The sequence below is a fragment of the Woodsholea maritima DSM 17123 genome, from assembly GCF_000382325.1.
Taxonomy (GTDB): domain Bacteria; phylum Pseudomonadota; class Alphaproteobacteria; order Caulobacterales; family Maricaulaceae; genus Woodsholea; species Woodsholea maritima.
In genome coordinates this window covers 15,165-29,865 of the sequence record NZ_KB908057.1, presented here as the reverse complement: position 1 = coordinate 29,865, position 14,701 = coordinate 15,165, and the positions used below count along the sequence as shown (strand labels likewise).

General features: G+C 57.1%; 16 protein-coding genes and 1 tRNA gene. 13 read left to right on the top strand and 4 right to left on the bottom strand.

The window, feature by feature from the left end; translation table 11 throughout:
• Nucleotides 1-20: 20 nt before the first annotated feature.
• On the top strand, nucleotides 21-713 hold the full coding sequence (gene pyrF / locus H151_RS0105725; RefSeq protein ID WP_019960689.1) for an orotidine-5'-phosphate decarboxylase: 693 nt from the start codon (nucleotides 21-23) through the stop codon (nucleotides 711-713).
• Nucleotides 714-808: 95 nt separating this feature from the next.
• Nucleotides 809-1,207 (top strand): hypothetical protein, encoded by a 399-nt coding sequence (locus tag H151_RS0105720; protein WP_019960688.1) that lies wholly within the window; start codon nucleotides 809-811, stop codon nucleotides 1,205-1,207.
• A 105-nt stretch (nucleotides 1,208-1,312) separates the two neighbouring features.
• On the opposite strand, the gene H151_RS0105715 is transcribed toward H151_RS0105720, so the two are convergent.
• Nucleotides 1,313-1,388: transfer RNA gene (locus H151_RS0105715), tRNA-Ala, on the bottom strand.
• 132 nt (nucleotides 1,389-1,520) lie between these two features.
• Nucleotides 1,521-1,970: a TIGR02300 family protein gene (locus tag H151_RS0105710; RefSeq protein ID WP_019960687.1), complete on the bottom strand. Its 450-nt coding sequence runs from the start codon at nucleotides 1,968-1,970 to the stop codon at nucleotides 1,521-1,523.
• Nucleotides 1,971-2,085: 115 nt separating this feature from the next.
• Between H151_RS0105710 and aroA the strand changes: the two genes are divergently transcribed.
• From aroA to H151_RS0105650, 11 genes are all read left to right on the top strand, one after another.
• The gene (aroA, locus tag H151_RS0105705; protein WP_019960686.1) at nucleotides 2,086-3,447 is read left to right on the top strand and encodes a 3-phosphoshikimate 1-carboxyvinyltransferase; all 1,362 of its coding nucleotides are present in this window, start codon (nucleotides 2,086-2,088) and stop codon (nucleotides 3,445-3,447) included.
• A gap of 6 nt (nucleotides 3,448-3,453) precedes the next feature.
• Complete coding sequence (cmk, locus tag H151_RS0105700; RefSeq protein ID WP_019960685.1) at nucleotides 3,454-4,089, top strand: (d)CMP kinase; 636 nt, start codon at nucleotides 3,454-3,456, stop codon at nucleotides 4,087-4,089.
• Nucleotides 4,090-4,282: 193 nt separating this feature from the next.
• A complete protein-coding gene (gene rpsA, locus H151_RS0105695) occupies nucleotides 4,283-5,983 on the top strand; it encodes a 30S ribosomal protein S1 (RefSeq protein WP_019960684.1) in 1,701 nt (566 codons plus the stop codon).
• A gap of 156 nt (nucleotides 5,984-6,139) precedes the next feature.
• Nucleotides 6,140-6,427: an integration host factor subunit beta gene (locus tag H151_RS0105690; protein ID WP_019960683.1), complete on the top strand. Its 288-nt coding sequence runs from the start codon at nucleotides 6,140-6,142 to the stop codon at nucleotides 6,425-6,427.
• 156 nt (nucleotides 6,428-6,583) lie between these two features.
• A complete protein-coding gene (locus tag H151_RS16905) occupies nucleotides 6,584-7,639 on the top strand; it encodes a putative metalloprotease CJM1_0395 family protein (RefSeq protein ID WP_019960682.1) in 1,056 nt (351 codons plus the stop codon).
• Nucleotides 7,640-7,966: 327 nt separating this feature from the next.
• Nucleotides 7,967-8,875: a LysR family transcriptional regulator gene (locus H151_RS0105675; RefSeq protein ID WP_019960680.1), complete on the top strand. Its 909-nt coding sequence runs from the start codon at nucleotides 7,967-7,969 to the stop codon at nucleotides 8,873-8,875.
• A gap of 42 nt (nucleotides 8,876-8,917) precedes the next feature.
• A complete protein-coding gene (locus tag H151_RS0105670; RefSeq protein WP_019960679.1) occupies nucleotides 8,918-9,562 on the top strand; it encodes a phosphoribosylanthranilate isomerase in 645 nt (214 codons plus the stop codon).
• A gap of 18 nt (nucleotides 9,563-9,580) precedes the next feature.
• Nucleotides 9,581-10,801 (top strand): tryptophan synthase subunit beta, encoded by a 1,221-nt coding sequence (trpB, locus tag H151_RS0105665; RefSeq protein ID WP_019960678.1) that lies wholly within the window; start codon nucleotides 9,581-9,583, stop codon nucleotides 10,799-10,801.
• Nucleotides 10,798-11,592 (top strand): tryptophan synthase subunit alpha, encoded by a 795-nt coding sequence (gene trpA, locus H151_RS0105660; protein WP_019960677.1) that lies wholly within the window; start codon nucleotides 10,798-10,800, stop codon nucleotides 11,590-11,592. Before trpB ends, trpA begins: the two co-directional genes overlap by 4 nt.
• 12 nt (nucleotides 11,593-11,604) lie before the next feature.
• Complete coding sequence (gene accD, locus H151_RS0105655) at nucleotides 11,605-12,492, top strand: acetyl-CoA carboxylase, carboxyltransferase subunit beta (RefSeq protein ID WP_019960676.1); 888 nt, start codon at nucleotides 11,605-11,607, stop codon at nucleotides 12,490-12,492.
• 7 nt (nucleotides 12,493-12,499) lie between these two features.
• Nucleotides 12,500-13,831 carry a bifunctional folylpolyglutamate synthase/dihydrofolate synthase gene (locus H151_RS0105650; RefSeq protein WP_019960675.1) on the top strand — a complete coding sequence of 444 codons (1,332 nt, stop codon included), beginning with the start codon at nucleotides 12,500-12,502 and terminating at the stop codon, nucleotides 13,829-13,831.
• Here the strand turns inward: H151_RS0105650 and H151_RS15565 are convergent.
• Nucleotides 13,828-14,181 (bottom strand): thioredoxin family protein, encoded by a 354-nt coding sequence (locus tag H151_RS15565; protein ID WP_019960674.1) that lies wholly within the window; start codon nucleotides 14,179-14,181, stop codon nucleotides 13,828-13,830. The two genes, H151_RS0105650 and H151_RS15565, sit on opposite strands and share 4 nt — an antisense overlap.
• A gap of 140 nt (nucleotides 14,182-14,321) precedes the next feature.
• Nucleotides 14,322-14,645: a thioredoxin TrxA gene (gene trxA, locus H151_RS0105640; protein ID WP_019960673.1), complete on the bottom strand. Its 324-nt coding sequence runs from the start codon at nucleotides 14,643-14,645 to the stop codon at nucleotides 14,322-14,324.
• Between the last annotated feature and the right edge of the window lie 56 nt (nucleotides 14,646-14,701).

Here is a 14,701-nt window from a genome sequence, read left to right as displayed (position 1 = left end):
ATCGGTCTGGGGGTGTAATCATGGCGGATGAGCGCTTAATCACGGCATTAGATGTGCCATCAATTTCCGAAGCGGAAGACTTGGTCGATGCCATCGGGGATGTGTGTGAGCATTATAAAATCGGCCTGCAATTGCTGCCCGTCGGCGGCATGGCCCTCGCCCACGCCTTAAAGTCGCGCGATAAAAAAGTATTCCTCGATTATAAGCTTCACGATATTCCCGCCACGGTTGAGAAGGCCACGCGCTCGCTCGCCAGTGTGGATGCAGACCTGTTGACCGTGCATGCCGAACCGCCCGTCATGCGCGCCGCCGTTGAAGGCCGGGCCGGCTCCACCCTCAAACTGCTGGGCGTTACGGTGCTGACGGCCTATGACGATGCGATCCTGGCCGAAATCGGCTATGGCATGGGCGCGCGCGATCTGGTGCTGCGCCGGGTCGAGCAAGCCTTAGAGTGTGGCATGGACGGTGTTGTGGCCAGCGCCCAGGAAGCGGCAGAAATCCGCCAACGCTTTGGCCACGACTTCATGATCGTCACGCCGGGCATCCGTCCCTTGGGCGCTGATGCGGGCGATCAAAAACGCGTGGTTACACCCAAAGATGCGCTGGAAGCGGGCTCATCCCATCTGGTGATCGGACGCCCGATCAATCAGGCCGAAAATCCACGCCAAGCCGCTGAATCCATTCTACAAGAAATGGCCAGCACAGGCCATTAAGGCTAAATCGCATAGCCGCTTTGACTGAACAGAGATAGTTAATTTGTCCAGACCTGAATAAGAAGCGTTCATTCTTCCCTCCTTTGGGTCTCTGGATGAACAAGTTATCAGAATGTCACGCGGACGATGCGCCGCGCCACCACATTATCAAAATCAATCAGGGCAAGGCGATTGCCTTCAAGATTGGTGGCATACGCACCCCTGAAGCCGGTCAAATCGCGTTTGCGGATTTGATGGCCTTCTACCGTGACAATCCAGCGCGCAAATTACTCTTTGATATGCGCGATGCGCGCTATCCCTATACAATTGAAGACTTGATCCGGCGCGGACATGCCTGCGCGCGCGCACTTCCCGCGACCAAAGTGGCGTTTCTCGTCTCAGAAGACAGTGAAAAAGTCGGCGTCATCAGCCTGACCGCTCATGTGATGAGCGGACACAAGGCCGCCCTCTTCACCAATCTCCAAGAAGCGCTGGCCTATCTGATCTGGGACTAAGCCAGACGTTCGGGGCCTTCAACACCATCGCAACCGCGCGTCGGCCGGTCAGCGGCGTCTTATCTGAGGCGTGTGCGAAGCGGACTGCCGCGAGATCATAAGTAATGGTGGAGCCTACCGGGATCGAACCGGTGACCTCTTGCATGCCATGCAAGCGCTCTCCCAGCTGAGCTAAGGCCCCGTACCAAGACGGTTCGCGCCAGGCGTTAAAACCAAGCGCGATTGGGAGCGCGGAACCTAAGAGCCCCGCGCCCCGGGATCAAGTGCCTTTTTCACATCATATACACTTTTGCGCACATGCGGCGATCAAGGCTTAAAGACGATCTTCCTCGTCTTCATCGCCCAGCTCGATATCGTCGCTGAAATCATCGTCATCATCGTCGAGCAGAACGTCATCATCGTCATCGGCGGTGGTGTCGTCATCATCTTCGAAACCTTCGGTGAGATCATCGTCCCCACCCTTGGTCACGGCGATTTCATCGTCATCCTCATCGCCCATTTCCAAAGGCGCTTCGTCGATTTCCGGCGCATCATCCTCGTCATCTTCATGATCACGATCTTTGCGATCACGCCCGGTATCGTCCTCATCCTCGTCTTCATCATCCTGAGGGGCATGACGTGAGGATTTGGCTTTGATAACCGCCGAGGTCGGATCATACTCAGTGCCACATTTCGGGCAAATGATAGGATCCTTATTTAAGTCATAAAATTTCGCGCTACATTCACCGCAGACGCGTTTCTCACCAAGGTCAGGTTTGGGCACGGACTAATCCCCATCTGTCGTTTTTGACCAGCTAAATCGGCGCGCCTATTGTCACGTTCGCGCCAGCCTGTCAAAACCCCATTTCGCAAAACTTCCAGTTAACGGCACAGCACCCATGTCACACAACGCATCATCTTCCGCACCGCAAGCTCAACAAGGCTCCAGAAAAAGCTTTGCCAGTCAAGGCTTAAAAGGACGTCTCGCTGCTGCGCCTGATAAATCCATCTCACATAGAGCGTTAATATTTTCTGCACTTGCCAATGGCACCACACGCATCGAAAACCTGTTGGAAAGTGGCGATGTGCTGGCCACGGCCAAAGCGGTGGCGCAATTTGGCGCGAATGTCGAGCATGTAGGACCCGGCGAATGGTCCGTGACCGGCTGCCCGATCTGGAAAAGCCCTAAACAGCCCGTTGACCTTGGAAATTCAGGCACAGCGGTGCGCCTGTTGATGGGGGCCGCATCACGTTTTGCCCTGACAGTGACTTTCGTGGGTGATGAAAGCCTCTCCAAACGCCCGATGGAGCGCGTCCTGGGGCCGTTACGCACGATGGGTGTTGAGGCCGAAGCGCAAGAGGGTGGACGCCTGCCGGTGCGCCTGACCGGGGCCAGCCCCTTGCATCCGATTTCTTATGCGCCCCCGATTGCCTCGGCCCAGGTCAAAAGCGCGATCTTACTGGCCGGTCTGGGCGCGGAGGGCGTGACGACCGTGGAAGAGCGAATTTCAACGCGCGACCATAGCGAGCGCATGGCCCCCCTGTTTGGTTGCCCAATCGTCACCGAGCATCACAAACCCGGTCGGACTGTGCGCATTGCTGGCCCGATCACGCTGCAGAGCGCAGATCATGTCCATGTGCCCGGCGATCCATCTTCGGCGGCTTTTCTGATCGCTGCGGCTTTGATCACCCCAGATAGCGAGATCACCGTGTGTGATGTGCTGACCAATCCGGCGCGCTTTGGCCTTTATGAGGTGCTTAAAACCATGGGTGCGGATCTGACATTCACACCTGCAGGTGAGCGCGCAGGCGAGGAGCTCGTCCATATTACCGCGCGCACCTCCACGCTGAAAGGCGTCAAGGTTCCGGCCAGCCGCGCCGCCTCCATGATTGATGAATATCCGATTTTGTCCGTCATTGCCGCCAATGCCGAAGGCACGACCAAAATGGAAGGCCTGGGCGAGCTGCGCGCCAAGGAGAGCGATCGCCTGGCGGCCTCGGCGGCCATGTTGCAAGCCAATGGCGTTAAATTCGAATTAGGCCCCGACACCTTGACCGTTCATGGCCAGGGCCTGGGCAGCGTGCCGGGCGGGGGGCTCACCGAAACCCACCATGATCACCGCCTGGCGATGAGTGGTCTAATTCTCGGATTGAGCAGCAAGCTGCCATCCAAGGTTGACGATGTGGCCATGATTGCCACCAGCTATCCGACCTTTTTCGACGATATGGCCCAGATCGGGGCCCGGATAGAGAGTGAGTAAATCGCTATGTTAATCGCTGTGGATGGTCCTTTGGCCTCTGGCAAAGGGACGATTGCGCGCGCAATTGCCGCGCGTTTTGGATTGCCCCATCTCGACACGGGGTCGTTGTATCGCGCGACGGCCGTGTTGATGCTGGATGCGGGTGAGAGCCCGCATGATGCGGACGCGGCGACACAAGCGGCCAAGTTGGTCGATCCTGCGAATATTGATGAACGCCGTATCCGCAGCGCCAGCGTTGGGGCCGCAGCCTCAGTGCTGTCGGTTCATCCCGGTGTGCGCGAGGCGCTGTTCCATCTTCAGCAAGACTTTGCCGCCCGTCCCGGCGGAGCGGTGCTGGATGGGCGTGATATCGGCACGGTCATCGCGCCCCACGCTGATGTCAAACTCTTCGTCACCGCCGATCCGGAAATCCGCGCAGGCCGGCGCCATGCCGAGCTGATCAATCGCGGCGAAGAGATCACCTTCGAGCAAGTTTTGACCCAACTCAAAGAGCGCGATGGACGTGATGCAGCCCGCAAAGACAGCCCTATGCGTCAAGCCGACGATGCGATCTTGCTAGACACGTCTAATTTGAGTATAGACGGTGCCGTCAGCGAGGCTGTACGTCTGGTTCAGATACGAACCGGGCAAGCGCCAGACTGAGTGAGCCGAGCGCGTTTGGCCTGTCGCCACCGTCTCCCGAAAGGGGAGTGCGGTGTTTGGCGCTAGGGCCCAAAGCGCTCATCGTATCAACCTTACCCTAGGCCGCCCGGGGTTAGAAACGCGGCCCATTAAAGAGTTTCAAAGGCTTGAGCCTTGCTCATTTTAATGATGCACCCCTGGAGTTCTCCCTCTTATGACGCATTCTTCAACCGCGGCACCAAGCCGTGACGATTTCGCCGAAATGCTGGAAGCGAGCCTTGCTGGCCGCGATCTGATTGAAGGCTCTGTAGTAACGGGCCGCGTGACGGCCATTGAGAACGACGCAGTTGTCGTTGACGTCGGTTTGAAAACCGAAGGCCGTATTCCTGTGCGCGAGTTTACCGGTCCCGGCTCTAAAGCCCCAGCTGTCGGTGATGACGTTGAAGTCTTCCTGGAGCGTATCGAGAACGCTTTGGGCGATGCCATTCTGTCGCGCGACAAAGCCCGCCGCGAAGAAGCCTGGGATCGTCTGGAACAATTGTTCGAGAAGAAAGAGCCTGTTAACGGGGCCATCGTGGGCCGTGTTAAAGGTGGCTTCACTGTGGATCTGGGCGGGGCTTCGGCCTTCTTGCCAGGCTCACAGGTTGACATTCGCCCTGTGCGCGATGTCGGTCCTTTGATGAACAAAGAACAGCCTTTCTCCATCCTGAAAATGGATCGCCCACGGGGCAATATCGTTGTCTCTCGCCGTGCGGTTCTTGAAGAATCTCGCGCTGAACAACGTGCTGAACTGGTCGGCCAGTTGGCTGAAGGCGAAGCACGCGAAGGTGTTGTTAAAAACATCACCGATTACGGTGCGTTCGTGGATCTGGGCGGCATTGACGGTCTGTTGCACGTCACCGACATGTCTTGGTCTCGCGTCGGTCACCCGAGCGAAGTCGTCGAAGTCGGTCAAGCCGTTCACGTTCAGATCATCAAGATCAACAAAGACACCCAGCGTATCTCTTTGGGCATGAAGCAGCTGCAGTCTGACCCATGGGATGGCGTTGGCGCGAAATATCCAGTGGGTGCGACCTTTGAAGGCCGCGTCACCAATATCGCTGAATATGGTGCCTTTGTTGAGCTGGAATCGGGCGTTGAAGGTCTGGTGCACGTCTCTGAGATGTCTTGGACCAAGAAAAACGTACACCCCGGCAAAATCGTCTCTACCTCTCAAGAAGTTCAGGTCATGGTCCTGGATGTCGACGCCGACAAGCGCCGTATCTCTTTGGGCATCAAACAGACCCAGCGCAATCCTTGGGAAGTCTTCGCAGAAAGCCACCCTGTGGGCTCAACCGTTAAAGGTGAAGTTAAAAACATCACCGAATTCGGTCTGTTCATCGGTGTGGACGAAGAAATCGACGGCATGGTTCACCTGTCCGATCTCGATTGGGAACGTGCCGGCGAAGAAGCCATTCAAGGCTTCTCCAAAGGTGATGTTGTTGAAGCCAAAGTTCTTGACGTTGACGTCGAGAAAGAGCGCGTCTCTTTGGGCATCAAACAACTCAGCGGCGATCCGATGGACGAAGGTAGCTTCAAGCGTGGTGACATCATCACCTGCACCGTGACCGAAATCACCACCGGTGGTATCGAAGTGTCTCTGGGCCAGGACGGCGCGATGAAGTCCTTCATCCGTAAGTCTGACCTGTCTCGTGACCGTGCTGAACAGCGCCCAGAGCGTTTCGCCGTTGGCGATAAGCTCGACGCGCGCGTCACCAATATCGACAAGGCGGCTCGCCGTGTCTCTGTCTCGATCAAGGCTCTGGAAGTCGCTGAAGAGAAAGAAGCGGTTGAACAGTACGGGTCTTCTGATTCTGGCGCATCGCTGGGCGACATCTTGGGTGCCGCACTGCAAGCCGGTGACAAGAACGACTAAGATTTTCGCGTCTGCGACAATCACGAATAGCCGGGGTGAAACAACCCCGGCTATTTTTTTATTTATTTTTTATGTCGTATTCGGTGATTGCGATTGACGGATGGGGGTGAAGTTTCCTAATGTTTCCACAAGCTTCACTGACTAGGACCCCCTCACATGATTAAGTCAGAACTCATAGAAAAACTCGCCGAAGATCATCCACACCTCTATCAACGTGATGTTGAGCGGGTTGTGAACACCATTCTTGAAGAAGTTACCGTCGCCCTGGAACAGGGAAATCGCGTGGAATTACGCGGCTTTGGTGCCTTTTCTGTTCGCAACCGCCCCGCCCGTCAGGGCCGCAATCCGCGCACCGGAGACTCAGTGGCCGTGAAAGAAAAGCATGTGCCTTTCTTCAAAACCGGTAAGGAATTGCGTGAACGCGTCGACGCGATCAACAGCTAAATCGCCTCCACGCGATTCGTAATTTTAAAGGTCTGTTCACCCTGAACAGACCTTTTTTTATTTTTTCTTGGGCTTTAACCCCTTTTTACCCTCGCCGCGCTAGGCTTGCCTTATCTGCTCGGTCAAAAGACCGTGGTCATGGGTTAGCGTGCCGCCATGAATGGCTTGGACACCGCCACATATTCTCGCCTTTATACCTCCAGCGCCAGCGCAGGATCTGCCCCTGCGCGCCTGCCGGAAACGCCGCCGATTTCACAAAGCGCCAGCGGTGAGCCGGTTCGAGATGAGCCGCGTGCCCCGCTTGCACTTCCCCAAAATGAGCAAACTCCCAGCCTACGCACGCCGCAGACTTTAGAAGACAGCGTCACCATTAGTGATGCGGCCAGCGAAGCCTATAAGCGCGGCCTTGAAGCGCAAAATGATCCCAGCAAGCCCAAGGGGGATCCTGCGCGCCTGGATCAAGCCCCTGAAGGCGAGGATAGCTCCGACCCCAATGCGCTGAGCGAGGAGGAGCAAAAACTCGTTGCCGAATTGCAAGCGCGTGATCGTGAGGTGCGCGCCCATGAGCAAGCCCACCAGGCCGCCAGTGGTGGATTAGCCGGCGCGGCCAGCTACACCTATGAAAAAGGCCCCGATGGCAAGCGCTATGCGGTGGGCGGGGAGGTGTCCATTGATGTCAGTCCGGTTAAAGGTGATCCCGAAGCCACTTTAGAAAAAGCACGCAAAATCAAAGCCTCCGCTACGGCCCCGGCGGAACCCTCTGGTCAGGACCGTTCGGTCGCAGCCCAGGCCGATGCGCTCGCCGCGCAAGCTCAGGCTGATCTGCGCGAGCAATCTGCCACTGAGCGTGAAGCGATCCAAAATGGCGAAGACCCCAATGCCGCCTCTGAGGGGGTGCCCGCCGATGGCAATACGCCCGCACCTGACGCGAATTCAGCGACGGCCAATACAAATACGCCCGCGAACGGGCGCGGTGATGGCGATAATGATGGAGATGATCGCGGCTTCGCCAGCGCCACTTCCTCTGGCCGTGATGATGAAGCCACTCAAATCCAGTCCCGCGATGCCCGTGTCGAGCGCGAAAATGGCGAGACCGAGAATGATATTTCGCGCGCCACCCGCCCCGAATATGAACGCGCGATCGAGCAATATGGGGCCTTTACCCGATCTGAAGCCAACCGTGTCGGCTCAACCCTGGTGGCCACAGCCTAAAAAAGGCCGGACCAAGCTAAGGGCTTGATCCGGCTAGGCTAGCATCAGTCATTGGAGGGACAGATGCGTGATCAGACCTTTCGGTTATAATCGGCATGACGTCCAGCCCCTCTCAGTAATTTTTCCAGCCATTCGAAAAACAAAAATGTGATTGGAAGCTTTCTCCCACTCATAAGGGAGGCTTTGCCTAAGCCATAGCGGTGTGAATACGTCGTCATTGCGACCTCCATTGATTGACCTTTTATGCTGGACACAATGGGGTAAAGTCCGGATATTGACCAATGAAAGCTCAATGGCCTCTCATAAAGACAGCTTATGCATAGCCCTATGAATCTCCCCCCCATCGCCGCGATCCGCGTCTTCGAATGTGCTGCGCGCCTGGGCAATTTCACCAAGGCCGGTGAGGAGCTGGGCATGACCCAGGCGGCCGTCAGCTATCAGATCAAAATTCTGGAGGAACGCTTGGGGGTGAAGCTTTTTGTGCGAAAAGCGCGCCAAGTGGAATTGACCGTAGAGGGGCGAAAACTCTCCCAATCAACCAGTCAGGCCTTCACCCTTCTTAAGCGCGCCTTTGATGAAGTGCGCCAAGATAGCGCCCAGATCCTAACGCTGAGCGTGCTACCGACCTTCTGCACCAATTGGCTGGTGCCGCGTCTTCATAATTTTCAAGCGCTTCATCCTGATCTGGCGGTCCGGGTCGAGTCCACGCCGAAGGTCGCGGATCTGTTTGCGGGCTCAGCCGATATTGGTATTCGGACCGGAGCGGGCAATTGGCCAGGTCTGGCCGCACACTTTCTTTTCACCGCCACCGCATCCCCGCTGATGTCGCGCGCCGCGTATGAAACCTACGGACCGTTTGAAACCCCGCGTGATCTTCTCAAGCTCCGTATTATTGGTGATATGTGGTGGTGGCGCGAATGGTTCAAACTGGCCGGCGACCCTGATGCACCGCTTCCCGATCACAGCGTGTTGGAGCTGGAAAGCCAAACCATGGAGGTTGCCGCCACTTTAGGCACCCCCGATGGTGTGGTGATGGCAACCCCGGCTTATTTCGCGCGTGAATTAGAGCAGAAAATCTTGGTCGCGCCCTTTCAAACCGAGCTTGATGGCCTGACCCATTGGCTAACCTATGATGAAAGCAAGGCGCATCTATCCAAGATCAAAGCCTTTCGCGATTGGATCTTGTTTGACCCGAATGCCTTTTGTTTAGGCCGCATGCCTTCTGCGCAGTCTTAAGTCTTCCCAAAGCCCTCATTCTGGCCTAACTCAACAAACATTATGGCACAGGTCAAAATCTGCGGAATTAAAAATAACCAAGCCCTTGAAACAGCCTTGAAAGCCGGTGCTGAGTGGGTGGGCTTTGTCATATTTGAAAAAAGCCCGCGCCATGTTGATTTTGAAATCGCCGCAGAGCTGGTCCGCCAGACCCGGGATCGCGCGAAAACCGTTGTCGTTGTGGTCGATCCTGATGATCCAACGCTTGCCAAACTGGCCAGTATCGTCAAACCGGACATCATTCAACTGCATGGCAGTGAAAGCCCGGCGCGCTGCGGGGATGTGCGCGCCTATGCGCGCGAAGGCGTGTGGAAAGCCTTTGGCCTTCGCACGCACGAGGATTTAGCGCGCGCGAGCGCCTATCGCGATTATGTCGATGGTTTCGTCTTTGATGCCAAACCGCCCCAAGGCGCTGATCGTCCCGGTGGCTGGGGTGAGCGTTTTGATGGCACGATTTTAAAAGATTACCCCCAAAGCCCCCCCTGGCTCTTGTCGGGTGGGCTGGATGTCGACACAGTGCGCGAGGCCTTGGCCCTGTCCGGGGCCAGCGCCGTTGATGTGTCCTCGGGCGTGGAATCTGCGCCGGGGGTTAAAGACCCAAATCGTATTCAAGCCTTTATCGACGCAGCCCGACTGGGCCCCCTTTAAATCCTTCGTGAGTGTAGTATGAGCCAAGATCCCCGCCCGAACCGTTTAAGCGCTCAACCCGATGCCCAAGGCCGCTTTGGCCCCTATGGCGGTCGCTTCGTCGCTGAAACCTTGATGCCCAATATTCTGGCCCTGGAAGCGGCCTATAACGCGGCCAAAGCCGACCCGGCCTTTATGGCTGAGTATGAAGGCTTCATGCGCGATTATGTCGGTAAACCCAGCGCGCTGTATTTCGCAGAACGGATCACGGAGGCCTTTGGCGGGGCGAAGATCTGGTTCAAGCGCGATGAGCTGAACCATACCGGATCGCACAAGATCAATAACTGCCTGGGCCAGGTTCTGCTGGCCAAGCGCATGGGCAAGACGCGCATCATCGCCGAAACCGGTGCCGGTCAGCACGGCGTGGCGACCGCGACCGTGGCCGCGCGCTTTAACCTGCCGTGTACCGTCTTCATGGGCGCGACAGATGTGGAGCGTCAAAAGCCCAATGTTTTCCGTATGAAACTGCTCGGCGCGGAAGTCATTCCTGTCACCTCTGGCACGGGCACTTTGAAAGATGCCATGAATGAAGCGCTTCGCGATTGGGTGACCTATCCCGAAGAGACTTTTTACGTCATCGGCACAGTCGCAGGCCCCCATCCCTATCCCCAGATGGTGCGTGATTTCCAAAGCGTGATTGGCCGTGAAGCGCGCCAACAAATGCTGGACCAGGCGGGGCGTCTTCCCGATGCGGCGGTGGCCTGTATCGGGGGCGGGTCAAACGCAATGGGGCTGTTCCACCCCTTCTTGGAAGATGAAGATGTGCGTTTGATCGGCGTGGAAGCGGCCGGTGAAGGCATTGAAACGGGTAAGCATGCCGCATCGCTAAGCGGGGGTAAGCCCGGAATTTTGCACGGCAATCGCACCTATCTCTTACAGAATGAAGACGGCCAGATCACCGATGCCCATTCGATTTCAGCCGGGCTTGATTATCCCGGTATCGGGCCAGAGCATGCCTATTTGCATGATATTGGCCGGGCCGAATATCGCTCCGCCACCGATGCCGAAGCGCTGGAAATGTTCCAGCTGTGCGCGCGTCAGGAAGGCATTATTCCTGCGCTTGAGCCCGCCCATGCCCTGGCCCGGGTCAAGGATCTCGCCAAGGAGCTCGGCCCAGAGGGTGTGATTTTGATGAATATGTGTGGGCGCGGCGATAAAGACGTCTTCTCCGTCGCCGAAGCCCTGGGGGTAAAGCTGTGAACCGTCTAGACCAAACCTTCAGCGCCTTAAAAGCGCAAAACAAAGCGGCCTTCATCGCCTATGTGATGGCGGGCGATCCCGATGCGGGCACCACCCTGGCCATGATGAAGGGTCTGGCCGATAAGGGCGCGGATGTGATCGAGCTGGGCCTTCCCTTCACCGATCCCATGGCCGATGGCCCCACCATTCAGGGCGCAGCCTTGCGCGCGCTGGCCAGCGGGATGAGCGTCAAGGGTGTCTTGAAACTGGTCGAAGACTTTCGCCAGACCCATCCTGATACACCGGTGGTGGCGATGGGCTATGCCAATCCGATCTTCATCTATGGCTTTGACGCCTTTGCCAAAGACGCCGCCCGGGTCGGGATTGATGGCCTGATCTGTGTGGACATCCCCCCTGAAGAGGATGAAGACTTGCGCACGGCCCTGGAAAGCACCGGGCTTAGCCTCATTCGTTTAGCGACGCCCACCACGGATGAGGCGCGACTGCCGCGCGTGGTCGCCAATACGTCCGGCTTTGTTTATTACGTATCGACAACAGGGGTCACTGGCGCGAAGACTGGCGAGAGCCAAGCGGTCAACGAGGCAGTCGCCCGGGTCAAAGCCGCCTGCGATTTACCGGTCGCGGTCGGGTTTGGAGTGAAAACCAGCGAACGGGCACGCGATATCGCCCAGAGTGCAGACGCGGTGGTCGTGGGCTCTGCGATTGTGGAGGCTCTCCACACCGGCGGAGTGGACCAAGCCTTGCATCTGGCCGCGGACCTGGCCCAAGCCGCGCATAGCGCGCGCGGATAAGAGGAGCGCAACATGAACTGGCTGTCTCGACTGACCACACCGGGTGTGGCGCGTATGTTCGACAAACGCGATACCCCAGAAAATTTGTGGATCAAATGTCCGATTTCCGGCGAAATGGTCTTTCACAAAGACTTAGAAGCCGGTCAGCATGTGACCCCGGCCGGTCACCATATGCGCATCGGTCCCGATGCCCGGTTCAAATACACCTTTGACAAGGAATGGAGCGAGATTGCCATTCCAGAAGTTGCCAAAGATCCGTTGAAATTCAAGGACGATAAGCCTTATCCCCACCGTTTGGCGGCGGCCCGCAAGAAAACCGGGCGTGAGGATGCCATGGCCATTGCTGTCGGTCAAATCCAAGGCGTTGAGACGACCGTTCTGGTCCAGGACTTCGCCTTCATGGGTGGCTCTTTGGGTATGGCGGCCGGTGAAGCCTTCATCAAGGCCTGTGATGAAGCCGTAGAGCGTCGCACCCCCCTCGTGGTCTTTACCGCAGCGGGCGGCGCACGGATGCAGGAAGGGGCCTTGTCCCTGATGCAGATGCCGCGCACCACCTTGGGCATTCAAAGCCTGCGCGATCATAAACTACCCTATATCGTGGTTTTGACCGACCCAACCACGGGCGGGGTGACCGCGTCTTATGCCATGTTGGGCGATGTCCATATTGCGGAACCGGGCGCGCTGATTGGCTTTGCCGGTCCGCGCGTGATTGAACAGACCATTCGCGAAAAACTGCCTGAAGGCTTCCAGCGCTCTGAATACCTTCTGGACAAAGGCATGGTGGATAAGGTGGTCCATCGTAAGGATCTGCCGAAAACCTTGGGCAATATCCTGCGTGTGATGCTCAAACGCCCCAAAGCCAATATCGCGGTCAAGACCGCTGAACCCAGCGAGGCGTAAGTCCTAAATGACCAGCGCGCCTGAGACGATTGAGGACGCGCTGGCTCGCCTGGCGCGCTATCACCCAAAGAAAATCGACCTCTCCTTAGAGCGGATCGAGCGCCTGTTGGCGGCTTTGGGCGATCCCCATAAGCGTTTACCACCTGTAATCCATGTCGCGGGGACCAATGGCAAGGGCTCTACGGTGGCCTTTCTCAAGGCCATGTGTGAAGCCGCCGGCGAGCGGGTTCATGTCTATACCTCCCCCCATCTAGTGCGCTTTAACGAGCGGATCGTGCTGGGCGGGGACATGGTCGATGATGCGCGCCTACGCGAGGCCTTCGCGCGCTGTGAAGCGGCCAATGGCGACAATCCCATCACGTTTTTTGAGATTACGACAGCGGCCGCCTTCCTGCTCTTCTCTGAAACGCCCGCAGATCGGGTGATTTTAGAAGTCGGCCTGGGCGGAATTGTCGATGCCACCAATGTCATCGAGGCCCCAGCGGTGTGCGTGATCACGCCCGTAAGCCTGGATCATCAGGACTTTTTAGGTGATGACATCACGCAGATTGCGCGCGAAAAAGCCGGGATTTTGAAACGCGGCGTGCGCGCCATTATCGCGCCCCAGGCCCCCGAGGCCCAGCACATGATCGAAGCCGTGGCCAATGTCGTGGGTGCGCCTTTGAGTGTCGCCGATCGCGATTTCTTCGCCCATCGCGAACATGATCGCCTGGTGTTTGAAGAAGATAGCGCCCTTCTGGACCTGCCTTTGCCGGCCCTGATCGGGGCCCATCAAATCACCAATGCGGCCAGCGCCATTGCCGCCGCGCGCTATCTTCAGCTGCCTGATCAAGCGATCAGTCAGGGCCTGAAAACCGTATCCTGGCCCGCGCGTCTACAACGTCTGACCCAGGGCGATCTGGCCGAGCTGGTGCAAGATCTGGGCGGGGATTTATGGCTGGATGGCGGACATAATGAAGCCGCCGGTCATGCGCTGTCGAGCGCTTTGGGAGAGCTGGAAGAGCGTGAAGAGCGCCCGCTGGTCCTTGTGAGCGCGTTCTCAAAGAATAAAGATAGCGAGGCCTATTTTCGCTATTTCGTCGGCATGGCCGCCAAAGTCATCACCACCACCTTCCAGGGTGGGCGTGACGGCGCGGCCAGCGCCCATGACACCGCTGAGGCGGCCCGGCGCGCGGGCCTTCCTGCGCAAACCAGCGCCGATTTGATCAGCGCCCTTCATGATGCCTGTGATGATGATCTGGCCCCGCGCGTGGTGATTTGCGGCTCGCTGTATCTGGCCGGGCAAGTGCTCGCGCTCAATGCCGGTGCGGGTGAAAGCGTCCAGTCGAGCGTGGGTTAAGCGCTTGCTACGCTCCTTAAAACCTTTGGCTTTGCGGCATGGGAGAGGAGCCAAGGCCCAAGCGTGTCGCTGGCCTGAGGGCCCGAACGCCGCCCAATCAACCGCCCGCTGCGAAACACCAGAACCGTGGGCAGCGATGTTACATCAAAGATCACCTTGGCATGACGGGTCATATCCATATCCATGGTCATGACCGTAAGGCGCTCACTGTCTATCCCCAACTCTTCCAGAAGTTTACAAAGCACGCGTGAAGCCTCGCACCAATTGGCGACAAAGGCCACGGCGATCGTCTTTTTCGAAACGAGCACTTCCTCATAAAAGGTCGCATCCATGATCAGGGGTAAGGACATGTCTCAGGCTCCGCTCTGGTCTAGACAAGTCTCACCAAGCTCGCGTTAAAGGCGAATTAATCATATTTCGAAGGCTATTCCTTCGCAAAAAAACCGGCCTCCTTTAGGGAGCCGGTTTTTTTAAGCAAATCCAAGTCGTCTTAAGCGACGTGGGTATTGATCCATTCCTGGATTTTACCCTGAGCCATCGCGCCGACCTTAGTGTCAACAATTTCGCCCTTGTTGAAGATGATCATGGTGGGGATGCCACGCACGCCATACTTGCCGGGGGTCATCGGATTATCATCAATATTGACCTTGGCGATCGTCAGCTTGCCTTCCATGTCCGAGGCGATGTTATCGAGCGCAGGCGCAATCTGCTTACACGGTCCGCACCATTCTGCCCAGAAATCTACCAAGATGGGGCCATCGGCCTTCAACACATCGCTGTCAAACGTATCATCAGACACAGTCTTGATCGCCATTTCATTTCTCCTTCGCATAATGCAGCCCGTGAGCCAGTCGCACACTTTTAGGCGCA

What these genes read in the sequence shown, in the direction of transcription:
- pyrF (WP_019960689.1), top strand. Translation starts at nt 21, where the DNA reads ATGGCGGATGAGCGCTTAATCACGGCATTAGATGTGCCATCAATTTCC.
- H151_RS0105720 (WP_019960688.1), top strand. Translation starts at nt 809, where the DNA reads ATGAACAAGTTATCAGAATGTCACGCGGACGATGCGCCGCGCCACCAC.
- aroA (WP_019960686.1), top strand. Translation starts at nt 2,086, where the DNA reads ATGTCACACAACGCATCATCTTCCGCACCGCAAGCTCAACAAGGCTCC.
- cmk (WP_019960685.1), top strand. Translation starts at nt 3,454, where the DNA reads ATGTTAATCGCTGTGGATGGTCCTTTGGCCTCTGGCAAAGGGACGATT.
- rpsA (WP_019960684.1), top strand. Translation starts at nt 4,283, where the DNA reads ATGACGCATTCTTCAACCGCGGCACCAAGCCGTGACGATTTCGCCGAA.
- H151_RS0105690 (WP_019960683.1), top strand. Translation starts at nt 6,140, where the DNA reads ATGATTAAGTCAGAACTCATAGAAAAACTCGCCGAAGATCATCCACAC.
- H151_RS16905 (WP_019960682.1), top strand. Translation starts at nt 6,584, where the DNA reads ATGAATGGCTTGGACACCGCCACATATTCTCGCCTTTATACCTCCAGC.
- H151_RS0105675 (WP_019960680.1), top strand. Translation starts at nt 7,967, where the DNA reads ATGAATCTCCCCCCCATCGCCGCGATCCGCGTCTTCGAATGTGCTGCG.
- H151_RS0105670 (WP_019960679.1), top strand. Translation starts at nt 8,918, where the DNA reads ATGGCACAGGTCAAAATCTGCGGAATTAAAAATAACCAAGCCCTTGAA.
- trpB (WP_019960678.1), top strand. Translation starts at nt 9,581, where the DNA reads ATGAGCCAAGATCCCCGCCCGAACCGTTTAAGCGCTCAACCCGATGCC.
- accD (WP_019960676.1), top strand. Translation starts at nt 11,605, where the DNA reads ATGAACTGGCTGTCTCGACTGACCACACCGGGTGTGGCGCGTATGTTC.
- H151_RS0105650 (WP_019960675.1), top strand. Translation starts at nt 12,500, where the DNA reads ATGACCAGCGCGCCTGAGACGATTGAGGACGCGCTGGCTCGCCTGGCG.
- H151_RS15565 (WP_019960674.1), bottom strand. Translation starts at nt 14,181, where the DNA reads ATGTCCTTACCCCTGATCATGGATGCGACCTTTTATGAGGAAGTGCTC.
- trxA (WP_019960673.1), bottom strand. Translation starts at nt 14,645, where the DNA reads ATGGCGATCAAGACTGTGTCTGATGATACGTTTGACAGCGATGTGTTG.